Origin of the sequence: Lentzea terrae (genome assembly GCF_003265345.1) — a bacterium.
Classification (GTDB): domain Bacteria; phylum Actinomycetota; class Actinomycetes; order Mycobacteriales; family Pseudonocardiaceae; genus Lentzea; species Lentzea terrae.
The window spans coordinates 71,299-85,990 of the sequence record NZ_QFWW01000008.1; the positions used below are offsets into that span (position 1 = coordinate 71,299).

Consider the following 14,692-nt stretch of genomic DNA (forward strand, 5'->3'; position numbering starts at 1 on the left):
TCACGGCCCCTGTTCGTGCTCGGCCTCCACCGCGTCGAGCAGGGTGTGCAGCCCTACCTCGTAGCGCTGGACGTCGGTCGGGTCGAACTGCCAGTCCGCGATCGGCAGGCCCAGCTCCTCCTCGGGACGGCCCGCCTCCGCCAGCCTCAGCTCGTCCTGCACCGCGTGTTCCAGGTCGTACTCGTCGCCGATCACAGTCGCTCCTTCACGGGCAGCATCAGCAGGACGGAGAGGATCAGGAGGCCGGCCAGGATCGTCGCCACGCTGATCTTGTCGACGGTCCGGAACGCCTCCAGGTGCACCACGTGCCACAGGAAGTGGATCGCGTTGTAGATCGACCAGGCCGCCCCGGTCACCACCATGGCGTCCTGGGTCTTGCGGCGCACCGCCCACACGCTCAGCACCATCAGCGCCAGGTTGAGCGCTCCCACGTCGCGGGCCAGGTGCTCGTTGTACGGGCCGAGCGCCGCCACCCAGTGCAGTCCTGGCCCTGGGAAGTCGTTGTAGAACGACAACGGGAAAGCTGCGGCCCACACGCCCTGGTAAGCCGCTGCGAAGGCCAGCACCCCGGCCATCCAGCGCTTGCCCGCGATCGTCACCGCGACCGCGCCCACTGCTCGAAGGTGATCTTGCCGCGGTGGAAGTCGCCGGTCGGCAGCACGCCGCCGTTCGCCATCGCCTTGCCGACCGGCACCGTCAGCACCAGCTTGCCCTTGGCCAGCCGGCGCATCATCGAGGCCATCGTCAGCACCTCGGGGCCGGCGAGTTCGGTCGCCCTGCCCTGGGCGGGGCCTTCTGCCAGGCGGACGAGCTCGGCGGCGACCTCGGAGGCGGCGACCGGCCGGCTCTGCATCAACGGCGCGACCTTCACCGGGCCGGGCACCTTGTCGAGCATCTGCGCCGCGAACTCGTGGAACTGCGTCACCCGCAGCAACGTCACCGGGATCGGGCCGGCGAGTGCGAGCTCCTCCTGGCGGCGCTTGCCGAAGTAGTAGCCGGAGTCGACCCGGTCGACGCCGACGATCGACAGGACCACGTGGTGGCCCACCCCCGCGCGCTCCTCGGCCGCCAGCAGGTTGCGCGTCTCGGTCTCGAAGAACGCCACCGATGCCTTGCGGCTGAGCGTCGACACGTTCGCCACGTCGACCACGACGTCCACCCCGCGCAGCGCGTCGTCGAGACCGGCTCCGGTCATCAGGTCCACGCCGCCCGACCGCGAGATCACCACGACCTCGTGGCCGCGCTCGCGGGCCTGCTGGACCACCAGCCTGCCGACCCAGCCGGTGCCCCCGGCCACTGCCATCTTCATCGCGCTCGTCCTCTCCACGTCGACTCGACAGTGAAGACAAGGACGAGGGGTGGAATGTGACAGCGGAGAGGTTCAGACGGTGTGCACGACCCGGCCGCACCGGGCGAGCCAGGTGCCGACGTGCAGCCATTCACGCCCGCGGCGGTGGGTGACCAGCACCGTCGGCCGGAGGCAGTGCGGGCAGGGCTGCGGCGCCGAGTCGATGGTCATGGCAGTTCTCCCGAGAGGCGTGAGGTGGACTGCGGGGCGGACGGTCCGACCGCAGAGGCGCGCTGCGGCGAGCAGACCGTCCACCCCGCCAACCCGGTGCGCGTCGGTGCCGGAGGGGGGAGGCGACACCGTCATCGGGGGACCACCGGGCACGTTTGAGAGCGGTCGACGGACTCAGACCACCCCCGAACGAGATCAGGCGGCAGGAGCGACCACGCGGTGGTCGGGCAACATCATGCCGCCGTCGTCGAACAGCACGATCCCGTTGCACAGCAGGTACCAGCCCTGCTCCGGGTGGGCGACGACGATTTCTGCCCACGGGCCGCGCGGGTCCGCCGCTGCTGGGCACTGTGGTTCGTGCTGGCACATGGCTTGCACTCCTGGTGACCCCGGTGGCCGGTTCCGCGCCGGCCTGTGTGTTCCGGGCCACATGTAAGAAGGGTGCTCGGGCCGCGCCGCCCACACATCGGGAGAAGTACGTAGAACGCTACGGATACGACGTGGCCGAACCGTTGCGGGCCTGCTCCTGCGCCGCGGAGGACACCGCACTACCGTGCGTTGTCATGAGCACGATCGTCCGGAGGGGGACGTCGGGTCTGCCGCTCGAACTGAGCAGCTTCGTGGGCCGGCGCCAGGAGGTGAACGAGGCCAAGCGCCTGCTGTCTATGTCACGCGTAGTGACGCTAACGGGACCGGGCGGAGTCGGCAAGACGAGGCTCGCCCTGGAGGTGAGCCGCGCCGTGCACCGGGCGTTCCCGGACGGGGTGGTGCTGGTCGAGCTGGACGAGCTGCGCGACGCGGAGCTCGTGGCGAACGCGGTGGCGCAGGCGGTCGGCATGCGTCAGGCGGGCCGGACCTCGCTCGAGATGCTGGTCGACTACCTGGCGTCCCGGCGGCTGCTGCTGGTGCTGGACAACTCCGAGCACCTGGTCGAAGCGGTCGCCGAGCTGTCCCGCGTGCTGCTGCAGAACTGCCACGAGCTGCGGATCCTGGCCACGAGCCGGGAGTGGCTGGGTGTCCCCGGCGAGGCCGTCATGCCCGTGCCACCGCTCAGCCTCCCGATGCCGGAGCAGCCGGTGACCGAGCAGGAGCTGAGCAGGTCCGAGGCGGTGCTGCTGTTCGCGGAGCGGGCGTCGTCCGTGCGCCGCGGCTTCACCGTGAACTCCGTCAACGGCGAGGTGGTGGCCGAGATCTGCCATCGCCTGGACGGCCTTCCGCTGGCGATCGAGCTGGCGGCGGCACGGGTGCGGGCGCTGTCGGAGAAGGACATCCTCGCGCGGCTGCGGGACCAGCCCCAGCTGCTCACCACCAGGCTGCGCCACCTCCCCGCCCGGCAGCAGACGCTGCGGTCGTGCATCGAGTGGAGCCACGGCCTGTGCTCCGACCAGGAGAAGGTGCTCTGGGCGCGGCTGTCGGTGTTCGCCGGCGGGTTCGAGCTCGACGCGGTGGAGGCGGTCTGCTCCGGTGCCGGGCTCCCCGTCGAGGACGTGCTGAGCACGGTGACCTCGCTGGTGGACAAGTCGATCCTGGTCGCCGAGCAGGACGGCGACATGATGCGGTACCGGATGCTGGAGACCATCCGCGAGTTCGGCGTGGAGCAGCTCAAGGACACCGGTGAGCTCGCCGGCCTGCTGCGCGCGCACCGCGACTTCCACCTCGGGCTGATCGAGCGGGCCAACGACGACTGGGTGAGCTCCCGGCAGGCGTTCTGGTTCGCCCGGCTGGACCGCGAACACGCGAACGTCCAGGCGGCCGTGAACTACTGCCTCACCGAACCGGGCGAGCTGGACGCCGCGTTCCGGATGCTGGCCGGGTTGTTCCACTTCTACTGGTGGGGCCGCGGCTGGGCCAGGGAGGGCCGCCTGTGGCTCGCCCGTGCGCTCGACCGGGCGAGCACGCCGTCCGAGCTGCGTGCCATGGCCCTGCTCACCGACGGCAGCCTGGCGTCCGCGGACGGGGAGTTCGACGTCAGCCTGGCCCGCCTGGCCGAGGCCAGAGCCATCGCGGCGACCATGGCGGACGATCCGCGCATCACGGCCTTCTGCTGCTGGGTGGAAGGCAGTGTCGACCTGTACAGCGGGAACCTGCCGGCCGCGATCGCGGTCTTCGAGCAGGGCCTCGCGGCGCTCCCACCCGGAGTGGACACGCAGTTGCGCCTCGACCTGATGCTGAGCTACTCGAGCGCGGTGGGACTGGTCGGTGACGTCGCCCGCGCCACCGCCTGTCACGAGGAGTGGCTGCGGATCACCGAGCCGGCCGGCGAGTGCTTCCACCGCTCGTACGCGCTCTGGGCCATGGGCCTGTTCGCGATGGCGCAGGGCGACCACGACCGCGCTGCCGAGCTGCTACGCGAGAGCATCCGGCTGCGCCGCGACATCCGCGACCTCACCGGGATCGGCTGGTCGGTGGAGTCGCTGTCGTGGGTCGAGTCCGCGCTGGGGCACGTGGTGCCGGCGGTGACGCTGCTCGGCGTGGCGGACCGGGTCTGGGAGATCATGGGCCGGCCGCTGCGCACCTACCAGCACCTTTACCCCTACCACGAGGAAACCGAGCGGGCCGGGCGGGAACGGCTGGGCGACAAGGGATTCGAGGAGGCGTTCGGGCGCGGGCGGGCGATGAGCGTCGACGAGGCCATCGCGTTCTCCCTGAACGAGCAGCCGCCGGAGGTGGTGCCGGAAGTCGCGCCGAGCGTGCTGACCCGGCGCGAGCGGGAGATCGCCGACCTCATCGCCGAGGGACTGACCAGCAGGGAGATCGCGGACCGGCTGGTGATCTCGGTGCGGACCGCGGAGACCCACACGGAGCACATCCTGGCCAAGCTCGGGTTCAAGTCCAGGGTGCAGGTCGCGATGTGGGTGTCGCAGCAGGGTTCCTAGTCCGCACAACGAGGTTGAGGTGTCACGGTCCGCGTCGTACCGGGCCGATGCACGTGGTTCCTGCGGTCGTCGGACTGACATCCGCTCGACCGCAGGGAAGAAGTCCACAAGGAGTCCACAGTGGACAACACGGCCGAGGCGATCAGCGCGGATTTGCGCCCGCTCCGCACGTCCCTGGGTCTCGAAACCAGTCCTTGCCCCGGTCTGGTGGCCGGGGCGAGGAGTTGCGCGGCTCTACCAGCGGTGCGCGACGTCGATCACCAGGCGCGCGCCGGAACCGGGCCCGGCGAGGGTGAACACCCGGAACGGCAGGCGGGCGCGGACGCCCATGCCGAACTGCGTCTGCCCCTCGAACGTGCCGAGGAACGCGACCTGGCGGAAGGTCGAGAACCCGGTGACGTCGACGGCCTGCATCGGGTTGGCCGGCGAGTAGGTCGGGTTGTAGTCCGCGTCGTGCGCGGCCGAGCCGACGATGACGTTGAGGAAGGCGCCGCCCGCCAACGGAACGGGGAAGCCGCTGCCCTGCTGGTGCACGGTCGTCACGTACTGGACGTGGTACCAGTCCGGGGCCGGACCGCCGGCCATGTCGACCACGAGCCGGTCGTAGCAGTCGTGCCGTCCGGCGCGCACGTTGTTGATGGTTGCCGTCGTGTGTGCGTAGCCCGGACCCGCCTTTGCCAGCGAGCCCCAGGTGATGCCGCAGTACGGTGCGGCGGACGCGGACGGCACGAGCAGCAGTCCGGCCATCGTCAGCAGGGCCGTCAGCGCGGCCATGCGTCTCAGGATCTTTCTCATGTCTCTCGGCTCCCTTCGAGCTGCACCCCCTCACATCTGGTGACGCGCATCACAGGTCGAGGTTGCTGAGTACGAGCTACGAGCGTCGGACGGGGCCCACGCGGATGTCCCGGCGCTCATGACGGGGAGCGCGCACCCGGACGGGAATGGAGACTCCGGTCGCGGTGCGGCCGGCATCGCGCAGTTGGGCGTGCGCGGCCACCACCTGGGCCAGCCGCGCCGGGTCGGCGGGCTCGGCACGGGTGTCCGGGTGGAGCGCGAGCAGGAGGGCCCGGTAGGCAGCGCGGATCTGGGCGGGGGAGGCGTCGCGCGCTACGCCCAGCACCCGGTACGGGTCCGGAGTTGCCGCGTTTCCGTGCGCCGGCATGGTTCTCTCACTTCCGGAGAGAGCTGCTGCCCGGAAGGAGCTGGACGTGGCTCAGGGCCGTGTACGCCTCACGGCAGGCGCGCTGAGCGTCCTCCAATGCGTGGCGCAGACCGGCCCAGCCGCGGCTGGCGTGGGCCAGGTGCCGGGAGGGTTCGACGTCGTCGTCGGAGCGCAGCTCGTGCCGTTGTGGACAGTCGCCGGTGTAGGCCGCCAACGCGGTGGCGAGATCGCTGAGGGCGCCCAGCAGGTGGATCAGCCGCCAGGACTCGGCACGCGCTGTCGCGAGCTCGGGTGCGCAGGACTGGTCGGCGTACTCGAAGGCGGCGTGGTGTGCGGCGAGGGTGGCCTGCTCCAGGACCGCGCCCAAGCCGGTCCCGTCGTTCCGCGGCTCGTCCATCGGTGTGCGTACCTCCTTTCCCCGGCACAATCCAATGCCCGCCACGGGTTTCCGTGGCGGGCGTGCTCGGACTCAACTCGAAGGTCTGCGGAAGTTCAGCGCTCACCTCCTACCTGACGTTCGAGGCTTTCGCGACAGCGGTGCATCCCCGGCGCGGAGGAGAACGCTCCCGCGCGCTCGCTCGGCGCGCCGTCCGGGCGAGATCGCCGGACTCCTGTTCGGACGGTGGTGCCGTCCTCGTCGGCGGCGCCGGGTGGCTCGGACGCTTGCGCGGACGTCGTCGAAGCGGCGGGGCGGGCTCCAGGAAGTTCGCGGCCACGATCTCGTCGAACTCCGCCCGCACCCAGTCGAGATCAGCGGCGACCACGTCCGTGAAGGCCTGCGCGCTGCCACGCTCGACGTGGGGGACCACGCTCTCGGCGACCATCTCGATCACTCCCGGGCAACTGTCACCTGGTCTCTGACCGACACTTTTCTTATAGCGCGCACTGCAGATTGTGTCAAGCATCTGCGGAAGATAGCCTTGAGCACCTGAGCAAGGAGCCGCCCACCGTGCCCCTCGACGACCTCGACGACGCGGACTACCCGGCCTACACGACCGGGCAGGCCGCCGACCTGCTCGGCGTGCAGCAGGCGTTCCTGCGCAGCCTGGACACCGCGGACCTGCTGCGCCCGCACCGCTCCGACGGCGGCCACCGCCGCTACAGCCGCCGCCAGCTCGAACTGGCCGGCCGGATCCGCGTCCTGTTCGACGAGGGCCACACCCTCGCCGCGACGGCCCGCATCATCGGGCTGCAGGACGAGCTCGCCGCCGCCCAGGACAAGATCACCGAGCTGCGCAGGCGACTGGGCCAGGCCTGAGCGCCCGGCTCAGCTGCCCAGCTGGGCTTCCCACCTGGTCCTGGACCCGGCCGCGTCGGAGGGGAGCCGGTCACGCGTGGCGGTGTCTGCCGCCCAGGAAGGTGAGGAACACCTTGGGTCACCTGATCTCGCTGTAGGCCTGCCGCGCCGAGGAGTAGCTCGTGGTCGAGTCGCGGTCGCCGTGGACGAACAGGACCTCGGCGGTGACGGAGCTCGACGGGTTGCCCATGTCCACACAGGACTGCGGGTTGGCGGAGACGATCCGCTGGTCGGGCCACGAGGTGAGCAGGCCGTGGGTGACCATGCCGCCGAGGGAGTGGCCGGAGACGCCGACGCCGATGCCGGTGTTGACGCGTCCGGCCAGCGGTCCGCTGGTGTTGAGGGCGAGTGTGTTGGTGAGGATCTGGGAGACGTCCTTGGAGGTGTTGCCGTTGTTGACGTCGCCGAAGTTGTGGTTGAAGTGCGGGGCGGGACGACGAAGCCCGCTCGCGGGCACTGAGATCGACTACAGCCACGCTGAACATTCCGGCGTCGAGCGGCTGGACCCGCCGCGAGCTCGCGAACATCGCGCTCGCGGCGGGCACCGCCGTCACTCCAGCACGAACGTGGCGTCCGCCCGCCCCGGTGCGTCGCTCACGGCCTGCAGGTAGAGCAATCCGTTGCTGTGCCTGAGGAAGCGGCCGGGGAAGTTCACGGACTCGAACGACACCGCGGCGCCGTCGGCGAGGCCCGCGCGTTGCGAGAAGCTGGCGTCGTTGCGGAACAGGGTGCTGTTGTCGGTGCGCTCCACCCACAGTTCGTTGTTGCGGTGCCGCAGGTAGTAGCCGGGGAAGTTGGTCGACTCCAGCGACACCGTGCCGGAGCCGGTCAGGCCGGTCACCACCTTGAACTGCGAGTCGGCCAGCGGGGACACGTTGGCCTCCAGTTTCGCGCGGTACTCCCAGTGCCGCACGAACCGGTCGGGCAGGTTGTACGACTTGAGCCGGACCGGAGTGGGGCCGTCGGGCACCGGCACGCCGAAGTCCGGGGTGCCGTCGGCCCGGTAGTAGACCTTCTGCACGCGGGTGCGGCGGTTCGGGTCGTTGAGCGGGTCACCGTTGATGTCGCGGTAGTTGCGGTCGTGGTAGACCATCACGTCGCTGCGGCCGTCCTCGGACACCGTGAACGAGTTGTGGCCGGGACCGTACTGGCCGGTCGCGCTGTTGGTGGCGAACACGGGGTCGGGGCTCTTGGTCCACGAGGCGGCGTTGAGCAGGTCCGCCGACGCGGACGCCGTCAGCAGGCCGAGGCAGTAGTTCGCGTCGGTGGCGCTGGCCGAATAGGTGAGGAAGATCCTTCCGTTGCGCTGCAGGACTGTCGGCCCTTCCGCCACCTTGAACCCGCGGGTCTCCCAGGCCAGTGTCGGGACCGTCAGCCTGGTGACCGTGCCGGTGATGGTCCACGGATTCGCGCCCGTGCGGGCGATGTAGAGGTTGGAGTTGGTGGAGATGCCCGGTTCCTGCTGCGCCCAGATCAGGTAGCGCACGCCGTTGTGCACGAACGTGGAGGCGTCCAGCGAGAAGGTGTCCCACGGGGTCGTGATGCGGCCGCGTTCGGTCCACGTCCCGGTCAGCGGGTTGGCGCTCGAGCTCTCCAGCACCCACATCCGGATGCGCCAGACGTCGTCGCTGCGGCCCGCGGCGAAGTACACGTACCACTTGCCGTTGATGAAGTGGATCTCCGGCGCCCAGATGTGCGCGGCCATGTCACCGCTCGAGTGCTTGCGCCAGATCACCGTCTCCGGCGCCGAGGCGAGGCCCTGGATCGTGGTGGCGCGGCGCAGGACGATCCGGTCGTACTCCGGGACGGTCGCGGTGAAGTAGTAGAAACCGTCGGTGTGCTTGAAGATGTGCGGGTCGGCGCGCCGTTCCGCGATCGGGTTCGTGTACCGCACGGCGGGTGTGGCGCTCGCCAGGGGCACGGGCGGGCCGGCCACGCACGTGACGGCGGCCAGGACCAGCACGGTGAACCGCAGGAAGATCTTCTTCATCGTCTGTCCTTTCAGGCCAGTGGCGAGGACACGGTGAACGAGGCGTCGTTGGCGAACGCCGCGTCGGACGTGCGCCAGTCGACGCGCAGCGCGAAGCCGTAGTTGCGCAGGAAACGTCCGGGGTGGGAGTAGGACTCGAACGACGTGCTGCCGCCGCCCGCGAGACCGGTGCGGCCGCAGAACGTGGCGTCGCGGGCGAACACGGCGTCACCGGTGTTGGTGTCCAGCCGGACGCGGAAGTCGTAGTGGCGCAGGTACCGGTCGGGGAAGTTCACCGACCGGAACGAGTAGCAGCCGGCGTTCGCGAGGCCGGTCACGACCGTGAAAGTCGCGTCCTGACGGGCCGAAGCAGTGCTCGCCGGCTCCACGTAGGCCAGGTTGTCGCGGTGCCGGACGTAGCGGTCGGGGTAGTTGACCGAGCGGAACGACCGGTTGCCCGTGGCCACCGCCGTGCCGTCACCGGAGTCCTCGCGCAGCACCGTGAAGTGCCGGGCGGTGCCGGACAGGCCGGGCAGTTCGGTCTTGGCGGTGAAGGTGGTCAGGTTCGCGCTGTCGGCGTAGAAGTAGCGCTTCTGGCCGTACTGGTCGAAGTAGATCCGCCACCGGCCGTCGGGCAGCTGCACGAGCGCGGGACCCTCCAGCCCGGATCCCCAGCCCGCCCAGTTGCCGGTGCCCACGAACGTCCACGGCCCGTTCAGCGACGTGGCGGTGGCGTGCTCGATGTACTTGGTGGTCTCGTTCTTGAGGAAGTTGTGGTACGTCCCGCCGGTCTTGACCACGAAGCTGTCGATGTAGTTGGCAGGGATGCCGAGCGCGACCGGGCTGGTCCACGCGGACAGGTCCGCGTTCGTCGCGGTGATCCGGTACGGGCGGAACTGCCCGGCCGTCCCGGACGTGGACGCGGAGAAGATCACGTGCACGCTGCCGTCGGAGTCCTTGAACCACTCCGGCGCCCAGGTGCTGCCGGTGGCGCCGTTGAGGCCGACGCGGACGTTGCGCAGGAACGTCCAGTTCACGTAGTCCGCGCTGCGGGCGAATCCGATCGTGTCGCCCGTCCAGTTCGTCGTGTAGACGATGTAGTAGTAGCCGTCGGTGTGCCTGATGACGCTGGGATCGCGGATCAGGCCCGACGGCGGCGTGTAGGCGTTGGCCCTGACCTGGGTGAAGCCGGTCGCGTTCGGCGAGTCGTAGACGTACATGTTCGACTCGCTGCTGTTGGTGAACGCGGTCATCAGGTAGTGCGGTACTGGGCCTGCGGCCGACGCGACCGGTGAGGTGGCGGCGGCGCCGGTCATGGCGACCAGCGCGGTCGTGACAGCGATCAGCAGGGATGAACGCATGAACCGGCTCCTTGCGACAGTGGGAGGCACCGGATGGTGAGCGTTAACATTCTGTGGTCCGTGCGGACGCATGGCAATGGGCAAGTGTTGGCTGGACTGGCCTGGAGGTGGTAGCAAGCACTGTTAGCGATAACAATCAAGACCTGAGCGTCCCGCGATCTCGTTCGACGACGCCGTCGAACGCCGTCGAACGGTCCGGCCACTGTGGACATTCCCTGGTGCACGTGGACGTGGTAGCGGTCAAGGGCCTCGAGAAGGAAGTCCTGGCCGGCGGGTGGCCTCGGTCCGCCTACCGCAGGCAGCGGTCAGATCGGGAAGGTGCCGCGCCGCCACTGCCAGTGGTGGCCGGCCAGCAGGTGGTCGACGATCGCCCGCTGGAGCACGGTGCGGCGGGGTAGCTGGTCGAGCGGCGTCGTCAGGGTGCGGAACACGAACCGCAGCACCTCGACGTCGGCGTCGACGCCTTCCACCTCTTCGTACGGCTCCAGCTCGAACCGTTGCTGGAACCGGATGATGTTGGAGTCGGCGGGCAGGTACTCCTGCAGTTGTGGATCGAGCAGCCACGAGCCGCAGGAGAACGCGGTGTAGTGCTCGTCGGGGAAGTGACGCGGGAAGAACGCGCGGGCTTCGTCGAGCGACGCGGCGACCGCGTCCGGGGTCAGCGGTCCCGAGTCGGGGATGTGCAGGCTGATGGCGGTGTCGCCGCGGTGGTGCTGCAGGCGGCCCAGCTCGTAGACGGCGCCGCGCGGGTGCAGCGTCAGCCAGCTCTGCATGGTCGGCCAGCCCTCGCCGTGCATCCGCCGGTCGATCGCGAGGTTGCGGCCGAGGTCCGCGAGGGTCGTCCAGGACACGGCCTCGGTGATGCCGTGGTCGCGGTGGTACTGAGTGACGACGTCGACCAGGGCCAGGTACGCGTACACGTAGAGGTGCCGCCAGGCCGGGCCGCGATCGCGCGGCAGCTCCGGACCGGGTGGCAGCCAGTCGTGACCGCCCAGGTCGGCCTGCACCAACGCGATCGAGCGGTCCAGCAGCCAGCGCAGCTCTGGAGTCCACAGTGGAGAGTCCGGCCAGCCGGCCATGATCTCGGCGGCGTCGTCCGGCGGCACCGCGAGCCGGTCGAGGAGCGCGGGTGCGTCGGCCTTCGCGGGCAGCGGAGCGGACGGCAGGTGGCCGGCGAGCCGGTGCACGCGGTCCACCTCCTCCACGGGAACTCCCAGGCGGGCGGCGGTCTTCTCCAGGTCCACCCGGACGACACTACCTGGCCCGCCGGCTCGTGGTGTCCATTGTGGACACCACGAGCCGCCGGGAGAGGCTCAGCCGGCCACGGTCAGCGCGGGCTCGGCAGGCGCCTTCCTGGCCTGCCGCCGGGCTTTCCGCCGTTCCTTCGCCCCCTCGACCATGGTGTACAGCGTCGGTACCAGCACCAGCGTCAGCAGCGTCGAGCTGATGAGCCCGCCGATGACCACGATCGCCAGCGGCCGCGAGATGAACTCGCCGCTGTTGGTGATGCCGAGCGCCATCGGGCTCAGGGCGCAGATCGTGGCGACGGCGGTCATGAGGATCGGGCGCAGCCGCCGCCGGCCGCCCTCGACGACCGCCTCGTGGATGCCCATGCCCTGGGCGCGGTACTGGTTGATCAGGTCCATCAGCACGATCGCGTTGGTCACCACGATGCCGATCAGCATCAGCAGGCCGATCAGGCCCGCCAGGCCGAGCGCGGTGCCGGTGAGCAGCAGCAGGAGCACCGCGCCGGTGGCCGCGAACGGGATCGAGACCAGCAGGATGAGCGGCTGCACGAGGCTGCGGAACGTGGCCACCATGATCAGGAACACCAGCAGGATCGCGGCGGCCAGTGCCAGGCCCAGGTCGGTGAACGCGAGCGTCAGGTCGGCGCTGACCCCGCCGATCGTGTAGGAGGCACCGACCGGGAGCTTCAGCGCCGCCAGCCTGGTCGCCAGCTCGTCGGTGACGGCGCCGGTGTCGGAGGTGTCGGGGGTGCCGGTGATCGACGCGAAGCGCACCCCGTCGGCGTGCGTGATCTGCACCGGGCCCGCGACCCGCTGCACGGTGGCGAGCGCGTCGAGGCGCACGGAGCCGGAGGAGGTCGGCACCGGCAGTGCCTTCATGGCCTCCAGGTCGGCCGGCGCGGTGCCGTTGCGCAGCACGATGTCGCGTTGCCTGCCCTCGACGGTGGCCGAGGTGAGGGTCACCCCGCGGTACACGGTGGAGACGTGCTCGGCGATCGCGGTGTCGCTGAGGCCGTGGCGGGCGGCGGCCTCGCGGTTGACGGTGATGTCGACCCGCGGGGCGCTGGCCGTGAGGTTGCTGGCCACGTTGAGGACGTTCGGCGTGGCGGCCATGGCCGCGCGGACCTGGTCGGCCGCCTCGGCGAGGGTCGCCGGGTCGGAGGAGCGGACGACGACTTCGAGTCCGCTGGAGCTGCCCACGTCGTCACCGACCCCGACCGTGGTCTTCCCGGCGTCGGTCAGCGTCGCGAGCCGGTCCCGCAGCTTCCGCGAGAACGCCGTGAGATCGGTGCCCTCCTTCGCGGTGATGGTGAACGAGGCCTCGCCGCCGCCGTTGCTCTCCTCGCCGAACGCGCCGGAGCTGCCGGAGGAGCCGATCGTCACCTGGGAGATCGCGATCTCGGGGAACTCGGTGAGGATCTTCTCGACCTTGGCCGCCGCGGCGTCGGTGGCCGCGAGACTGGTGCCGACGGGCAGCTGCTGTGCCACGGTGACCGTGGTGGTGTCGCTCTGGTCGAGGTAGGTCGTCTGCAGCTGGGTGGCGAGACCGGCGGTGCCGACGAACACCAGCGCGCCGAGCACCAGCGTCGTGACCCGGCGCCGGGTGGCGAACTCGATCACCGGTACGTAGCTCCGCTGCAACAGGCTGCGGCGTTCCTTCGCGGACGCCTCCTGGTGGATCCGTTCGCGTTCCTCCGGAGAGTCGGCGCTGGAGGGCGAGCGGAGGAACCAGTACGCGAACGCGGGCACGATGGTGAGCGAGACCAGCAGGGAGGCCAGCAGCGCCACCGTGATGGTGATCGCGAACGGCCCGAAGACCTGTCCGATGAAGCCGCCGATGAACGCGATCGGCAGGAACACCGCGACCGTGGTGAGCGTCGAGGCGACGACCGCACCGGTGACCTCCCGGACGCCGGTGAGGACCGCCGCACGTTTGGGTTCGCCGTAGCTGAGGTGGCGTTTGATGTTCTCCAGCACCACGATCGAGTCGTCGACGACCCGGCCGACGGCGATGGTCAACGCCCCCAACGTGAGCAGGTTGAGCGTGTAGCCGCGTGACCACAGCGCGAGCAGGGCGATCACCAGCGACACCGGGATGGACAGCGCGGTCACCAGCGTCGAGCGCAGCGACATCAGGAAGACCAGGATCACCAGGACGGCGAACCCCAGGCCGAGCATCCCCTCGATGGTGAGCCCCTCGACGGCCTTCTCGATGGCCGGCGCGGTGTCGGAGGTGATGGTGAGCTTCGCGTCCCCGCCGAGGTCGCGCTGGAGATCGGGCAGCAACGCGCGGACGTCGTGCGAGATCGACACCGCGTTGCCGTCCGGGCGCATCGTCACCGACAGGCCGATGCTCGGCTTGCCGTCGACGCGGGCGACCGACGTGACCTCGTTGGGCGCCAACTCGATGGTCGCGACGGAGCTCAGCCGCACGGGAGCGGGTGGTGGTCCGTCGGACTGCGCCTGCGGTGCCACGAACAGGTTGCGGACGTCGTCGACGGTGCGCAGGGCGGCGCCGACCTGGATCGAGAGCGACTCCTTCTGCTGCGTCAGCGTGCCGGCCGGGGACGCGGAACCGTTGGAGCGCAACACTTCGGAGACGGCTGCGGTGGTCACTCCCGCCGCGGCGGCCTTCGCGGGGTCGAGGGTGATCCGGACCTGGTCGGTGGTGCCGCCGTTGAGCTGCACACCGCGCACTCCCTTGACGCCCTGCAGCTTCGGCACGACTGCGCGCTGGAGCCGTTCGGTGAACGCCCGCGCGTCGCCGTTGCTCGCCGCCGACACCTGGATGATCGGAACGCTCTCGAAGGAGCCGGCGCTCACCTGCGGGTCGCTGCCCTGGGGGAGCTGCCCGGTGATGCGGGCGACCGCGGACTGCAGCCGGCTGACCATGTCGTCGGACGGAGTGCTGTAGTCGAACGAGACCTCGACCGTCGCCTGCCCCTCGCGGGAGACCGAGGTGACCGAGGTGGCGCCGTTGACCGACTTCACCGCGGTCTCGATCGGGGTCGTGAGCTGCTGCGCGACGATGTCCGGTGGTGCGCTGGGAAGTTGGGCCGTGACGACCGCCACCGGCAGCGAGAGCGGTGGCAGCAGCTGCTGTTTGAGCTGGGGGATGGCGTAGGCCCCGAAGCCCAGCACGATCAGCGTGCTGAGCGCGACCAGCCCCCGGTTGGCGAGGCTCAACCGAGCCAGTGCAGACATGATGGCGATTCCCTCGAGTCGGTCGGATCTTGGGCGTTCACCATCGCCGGACCGGTC

The 14,692-nt window shown here is 70.1% G+C and carries 16 protein-coding genes; 2 read left to right on the forward strand and 14 right to left on the reverse strand.

What is annotated here, in order from left to right:
• From DI276_RS14680 to DI276_RS50860, 5 genes are all read right to left on the reverse strand, one after another.
• Positions 1-195: a hypothetical protein gene (locus DI276_RS14680; protein ID WP_112263901.1), complete on the reverse strand. Its 195-nt coding sequence runs from the start codon at positions 193-195 to the stop codon at positions 1-3.
• Positions 192-614 (reverse strand): hypothetical protein, encoded by a 423-nt coding sequence (locus DI276_RS14685; protein WP_198680638.1) that lies wholly within the window; start codon positions 612-614, stop codon positions 192-194. The genes DI276_RS14680 and DI276_RS14685 overlap by 4 nt, the downstream gene beginning before the upstream one ends.
• Entirely contained in the window at positions 596-1,309 is a 714-nt protein-coding gene (locus DI276_RS14690; RefSeq protein WP_112263902.1) for an SDR family oxidoreductase, read from the reverse strand. The genes DI276_RS14685 and DI276_RS14690 overlap by 19 nt, the downstream gene beginning before the upstream one ends.
• 72 nt (positions 1,310-1,381) lie before the next feature.
• Positions 1,382-1,519: a hypothetical protein gene (locus DI276_RS49925; RefSeq protein WP_157984710.1), complete on the reverse strand. Its 138-nt coding sequence runs from the start codon at positions 1,517-1,519 to the stop codon at positions 1,382-1,384.
• A 195-nt stretch (positions 1,520-1,714) separates the two neighbouring features.
• Positions 1,715-1,888, reverse strand: a complete 174-nt coding sequence (locus tag DI276_RS50860) for a DUF5999 family protein (RefSeq protein WP_198680639.1) — start codon at positions 1,886-1,888, stop codon at positions 1,715-1,717.
• A 194-nt stretch (positions 1,889-2,082) separates the two neighbouring features.
• Here DI276_RS50860 and DI276_RS14695 point away from each other — a divergent pair, with 194 nt between their 5' ends.
• Positions 2,083-4,395, forward strand: a complete 2,313-nt coding sequence (locus tag DI276_RS14695; protein ID WP_112263903.1) for an ATP-binding protein — start codon at positions 2,083-2,085, stop codon at positions 4,393-4,395.
• Positions 4,396-4,629: 234 nt separating this feature from the next.
• Here DI276_RS14695 and DI276_RS14700 read toward each other — a convergent pair whose 3' ends face one another.
• The 4 genes from DI276_RS14700 to DI276_RS14715 form a co-directional block, all read right to left on the reverse strand.
• Positions 4,630-5,190, reverse strand: a complete 561-nt coding sequence (locus DI276_RS14700) for an AMIN-like domain-containing (lipo)protein (protein ID WP_112263904.1) — start codon at positions 5,188-5,190, stop codon at positions 4,630-4,632.
• A gap of 76 nt (positions 5,191-5,266) precedes the next feature.
• A complete protein-coding gene (locus tag DI276_RS14705) occupies positions 5,267-5,557 on the reverse strand; it encodes a DnaJ domain-containing protein (RefSeq protein ID WP_112263905.1) in 291 nt (96 codons plus the stop codon).
• A gap of 7 nt (positions 5,558-5,564) precedes the next feature.
• Positions 5,565-5,954, reverse strand: a complete 390-nt coding sequence (locus DI276_RS14710; protein WP_112263906.1) for a hypothetical protein — start codon at positions 5,952-5,954, stop codon at positions 5,565-5,567.
• A 109-nt stretch (positions 5,955-6,063) separates the two neighbouring features.
• Complete coding sequence (locus DI276_RS14715) at positions 6,064-6,381, reverse strand: hypothetical protein (RefSeq protein ID WP_157984711.1); 318 nt, start codon at positions 6,379-6,381, stop codon at positions 6,064-6,066.
• A gap of 125 nt (positions 6,382-6,506) precedes the next feature.
• Here DI276_RS14715 and DI276_RS14720 point away from each other — a divergent pair, with 125 nt between their 5' ends.
• Positions 6,507-6,815 (forward strand): MerR family transcriptional regulator, encoded by a 309-nt coding sequence (locus DI276_RS14720; protein ID WP_112263908.1) that lies wholly within the window; start codon positions 6,507-6,509, stop codon positions 6,813-6,815.
• A gap of 118 nt (positions 6,816-6,933) precedes the next feature.
• On the opposite strand, the gene DI276_RS14725 is transcribed toward DI276_RS14720, so the two are convergent.
• The 5 genes from DI276_RS14725 to DI276_RS14745 form a co-directional block, all read right to left on the reverse strand.
• Positions 6,934-7,311 (reverse strand): alpha/beta hydrolase, encoded by a 378-nt coding sequence (locus tag DI276_RS14725; RefSeq protein ID WP_198680640.1) that lies wholly within the window; start codon positions 7,309-7,311, stop codon positions 6,934-6,936.
• A gap of 93 nt (positions 7,312-7,404) precedes the next feature.
• A complete protein-coding gene (locus DI276_RS14730; RefSeq protein ID WP_112263909.1) occupies positions 7,405-8,844 on the reverse strand; it encodes a family 43 glycosylhydrolase in 1,440 nt (479 codons plus the stop codon).
• 11 nt (positions 8,845-8,855) lie between these two features.
• On the reverse strand, positions 8,856-10,184 hold the full coding sequence (locus tag DI276_RS14735; protein ID WP_112263910.1) for an AbfB domain-containing protein: 1,329 nt from the start codon (positions 10,182-10,184) through the stop codon (positions 8,856-8,858).
• Positions 10,185-10,489: 305 nt separating this feature from the next.
• On the reverse strand, positions 10,490-11,428 hold the full coding sequence (locus DI276_RS14740; RefSeq protein ID WP_112263911.1) for an acyltransferase domain-containing protein: 939 nt from the start codon (positions 11,426-11,428) through the stop codon (positions 10,490-10,492).
• A 69-nt stretch (positions 11,429-11,497) separates the two neighbouring features.
• Positions 11,498-14,635, reverse strand: coding sequence for an efflux RND transporter permease subunit (locus DI276_RS14745; protein WP_112263912.1), 3,138 nt, complete (start codon positions 14,633-14,635; stop codon positions 11,498-11,500).
• Positions 14,636-14,692: the final 57 nt, after the last annotated feature.

Coding starts and splice junctions, on each gene's coding strand:
- DI276_RS14690 (WP_112263902.1), bottom strand. CDS start 1,309: ATGAAGATGGCAGTGGCCGGGGGCACCGGCTGGGTCGGCAGGCTGGTG.
- DI276_RS49925 (WP_157984710.1), bottom strand. CDS start 1,519: ATGACCATCGACTCGGCGCCGCAGCCCTGCCCGCACTGCCTCCGGCCG.
- DI276_RS50860 (WP_198680639.1), bottom strand. CDS start 1,888: ATGTGCCAGCACGAACCACAGTGCCCAGCAGCGGCGGACCCGCGCGGC.
- DI276_RS14695 (WP_112263903.1), top strand. CDS start 2,083: ATGAGCACGATCGTCCGGAGGGGGACGTCGGGTCTGCCGCTCGAACTG.
- DI276_RS14700 (WP_112263904.1), bottom strand. CDS start 5,190: ATGAGAAAGATCCTGAGACGCATGGCCGCGCTGACGGCCCTGCTGACG.
- DI276_RS14705 (WP_112263905.1), bottom strand. CDS start 5,557: ATGCCGGCGCACGGAAACGCGGCAACTCCGGACCCGTACCGGGTGCTG.
- DI276_RS14710 (WP_112263906.1), bottom strand. CDS start 5,954: ATGGACGAGCCGCGGAACGACGGGACCGGCTTGGGCGCGGTCCTGGAG.
- DI276_RS14715 (WP_157984711.1), bottom strand. CDS start 6,381: ATGGTCGCCGAGAGCGTGGTCCCCCACGTCGAGCGTGGCAGCGCGCAG.
- DI276_RS14730 (WP_112263909.1), bottom strand. CDS start 8,844: ATGAAGAAGATCTTCCTGCGGTTCACCGTGCTGGTCCTGGCCGCCGTC.
- DI276_RS14735 (WP_112263910.1), bottom strand. CDS start 10,184: ATGCGTTCATCCCTGCTGATCGCTGTCACGACCGCGCTGGTCGCCATG.
- DI276_RS14745 (WP_112263912.1), bottom strand. CDS start 14,635: ATGTCTGCACTGGCTCGGTTGAGCCTCGCCAACCGGGGGCTGGTCGCG.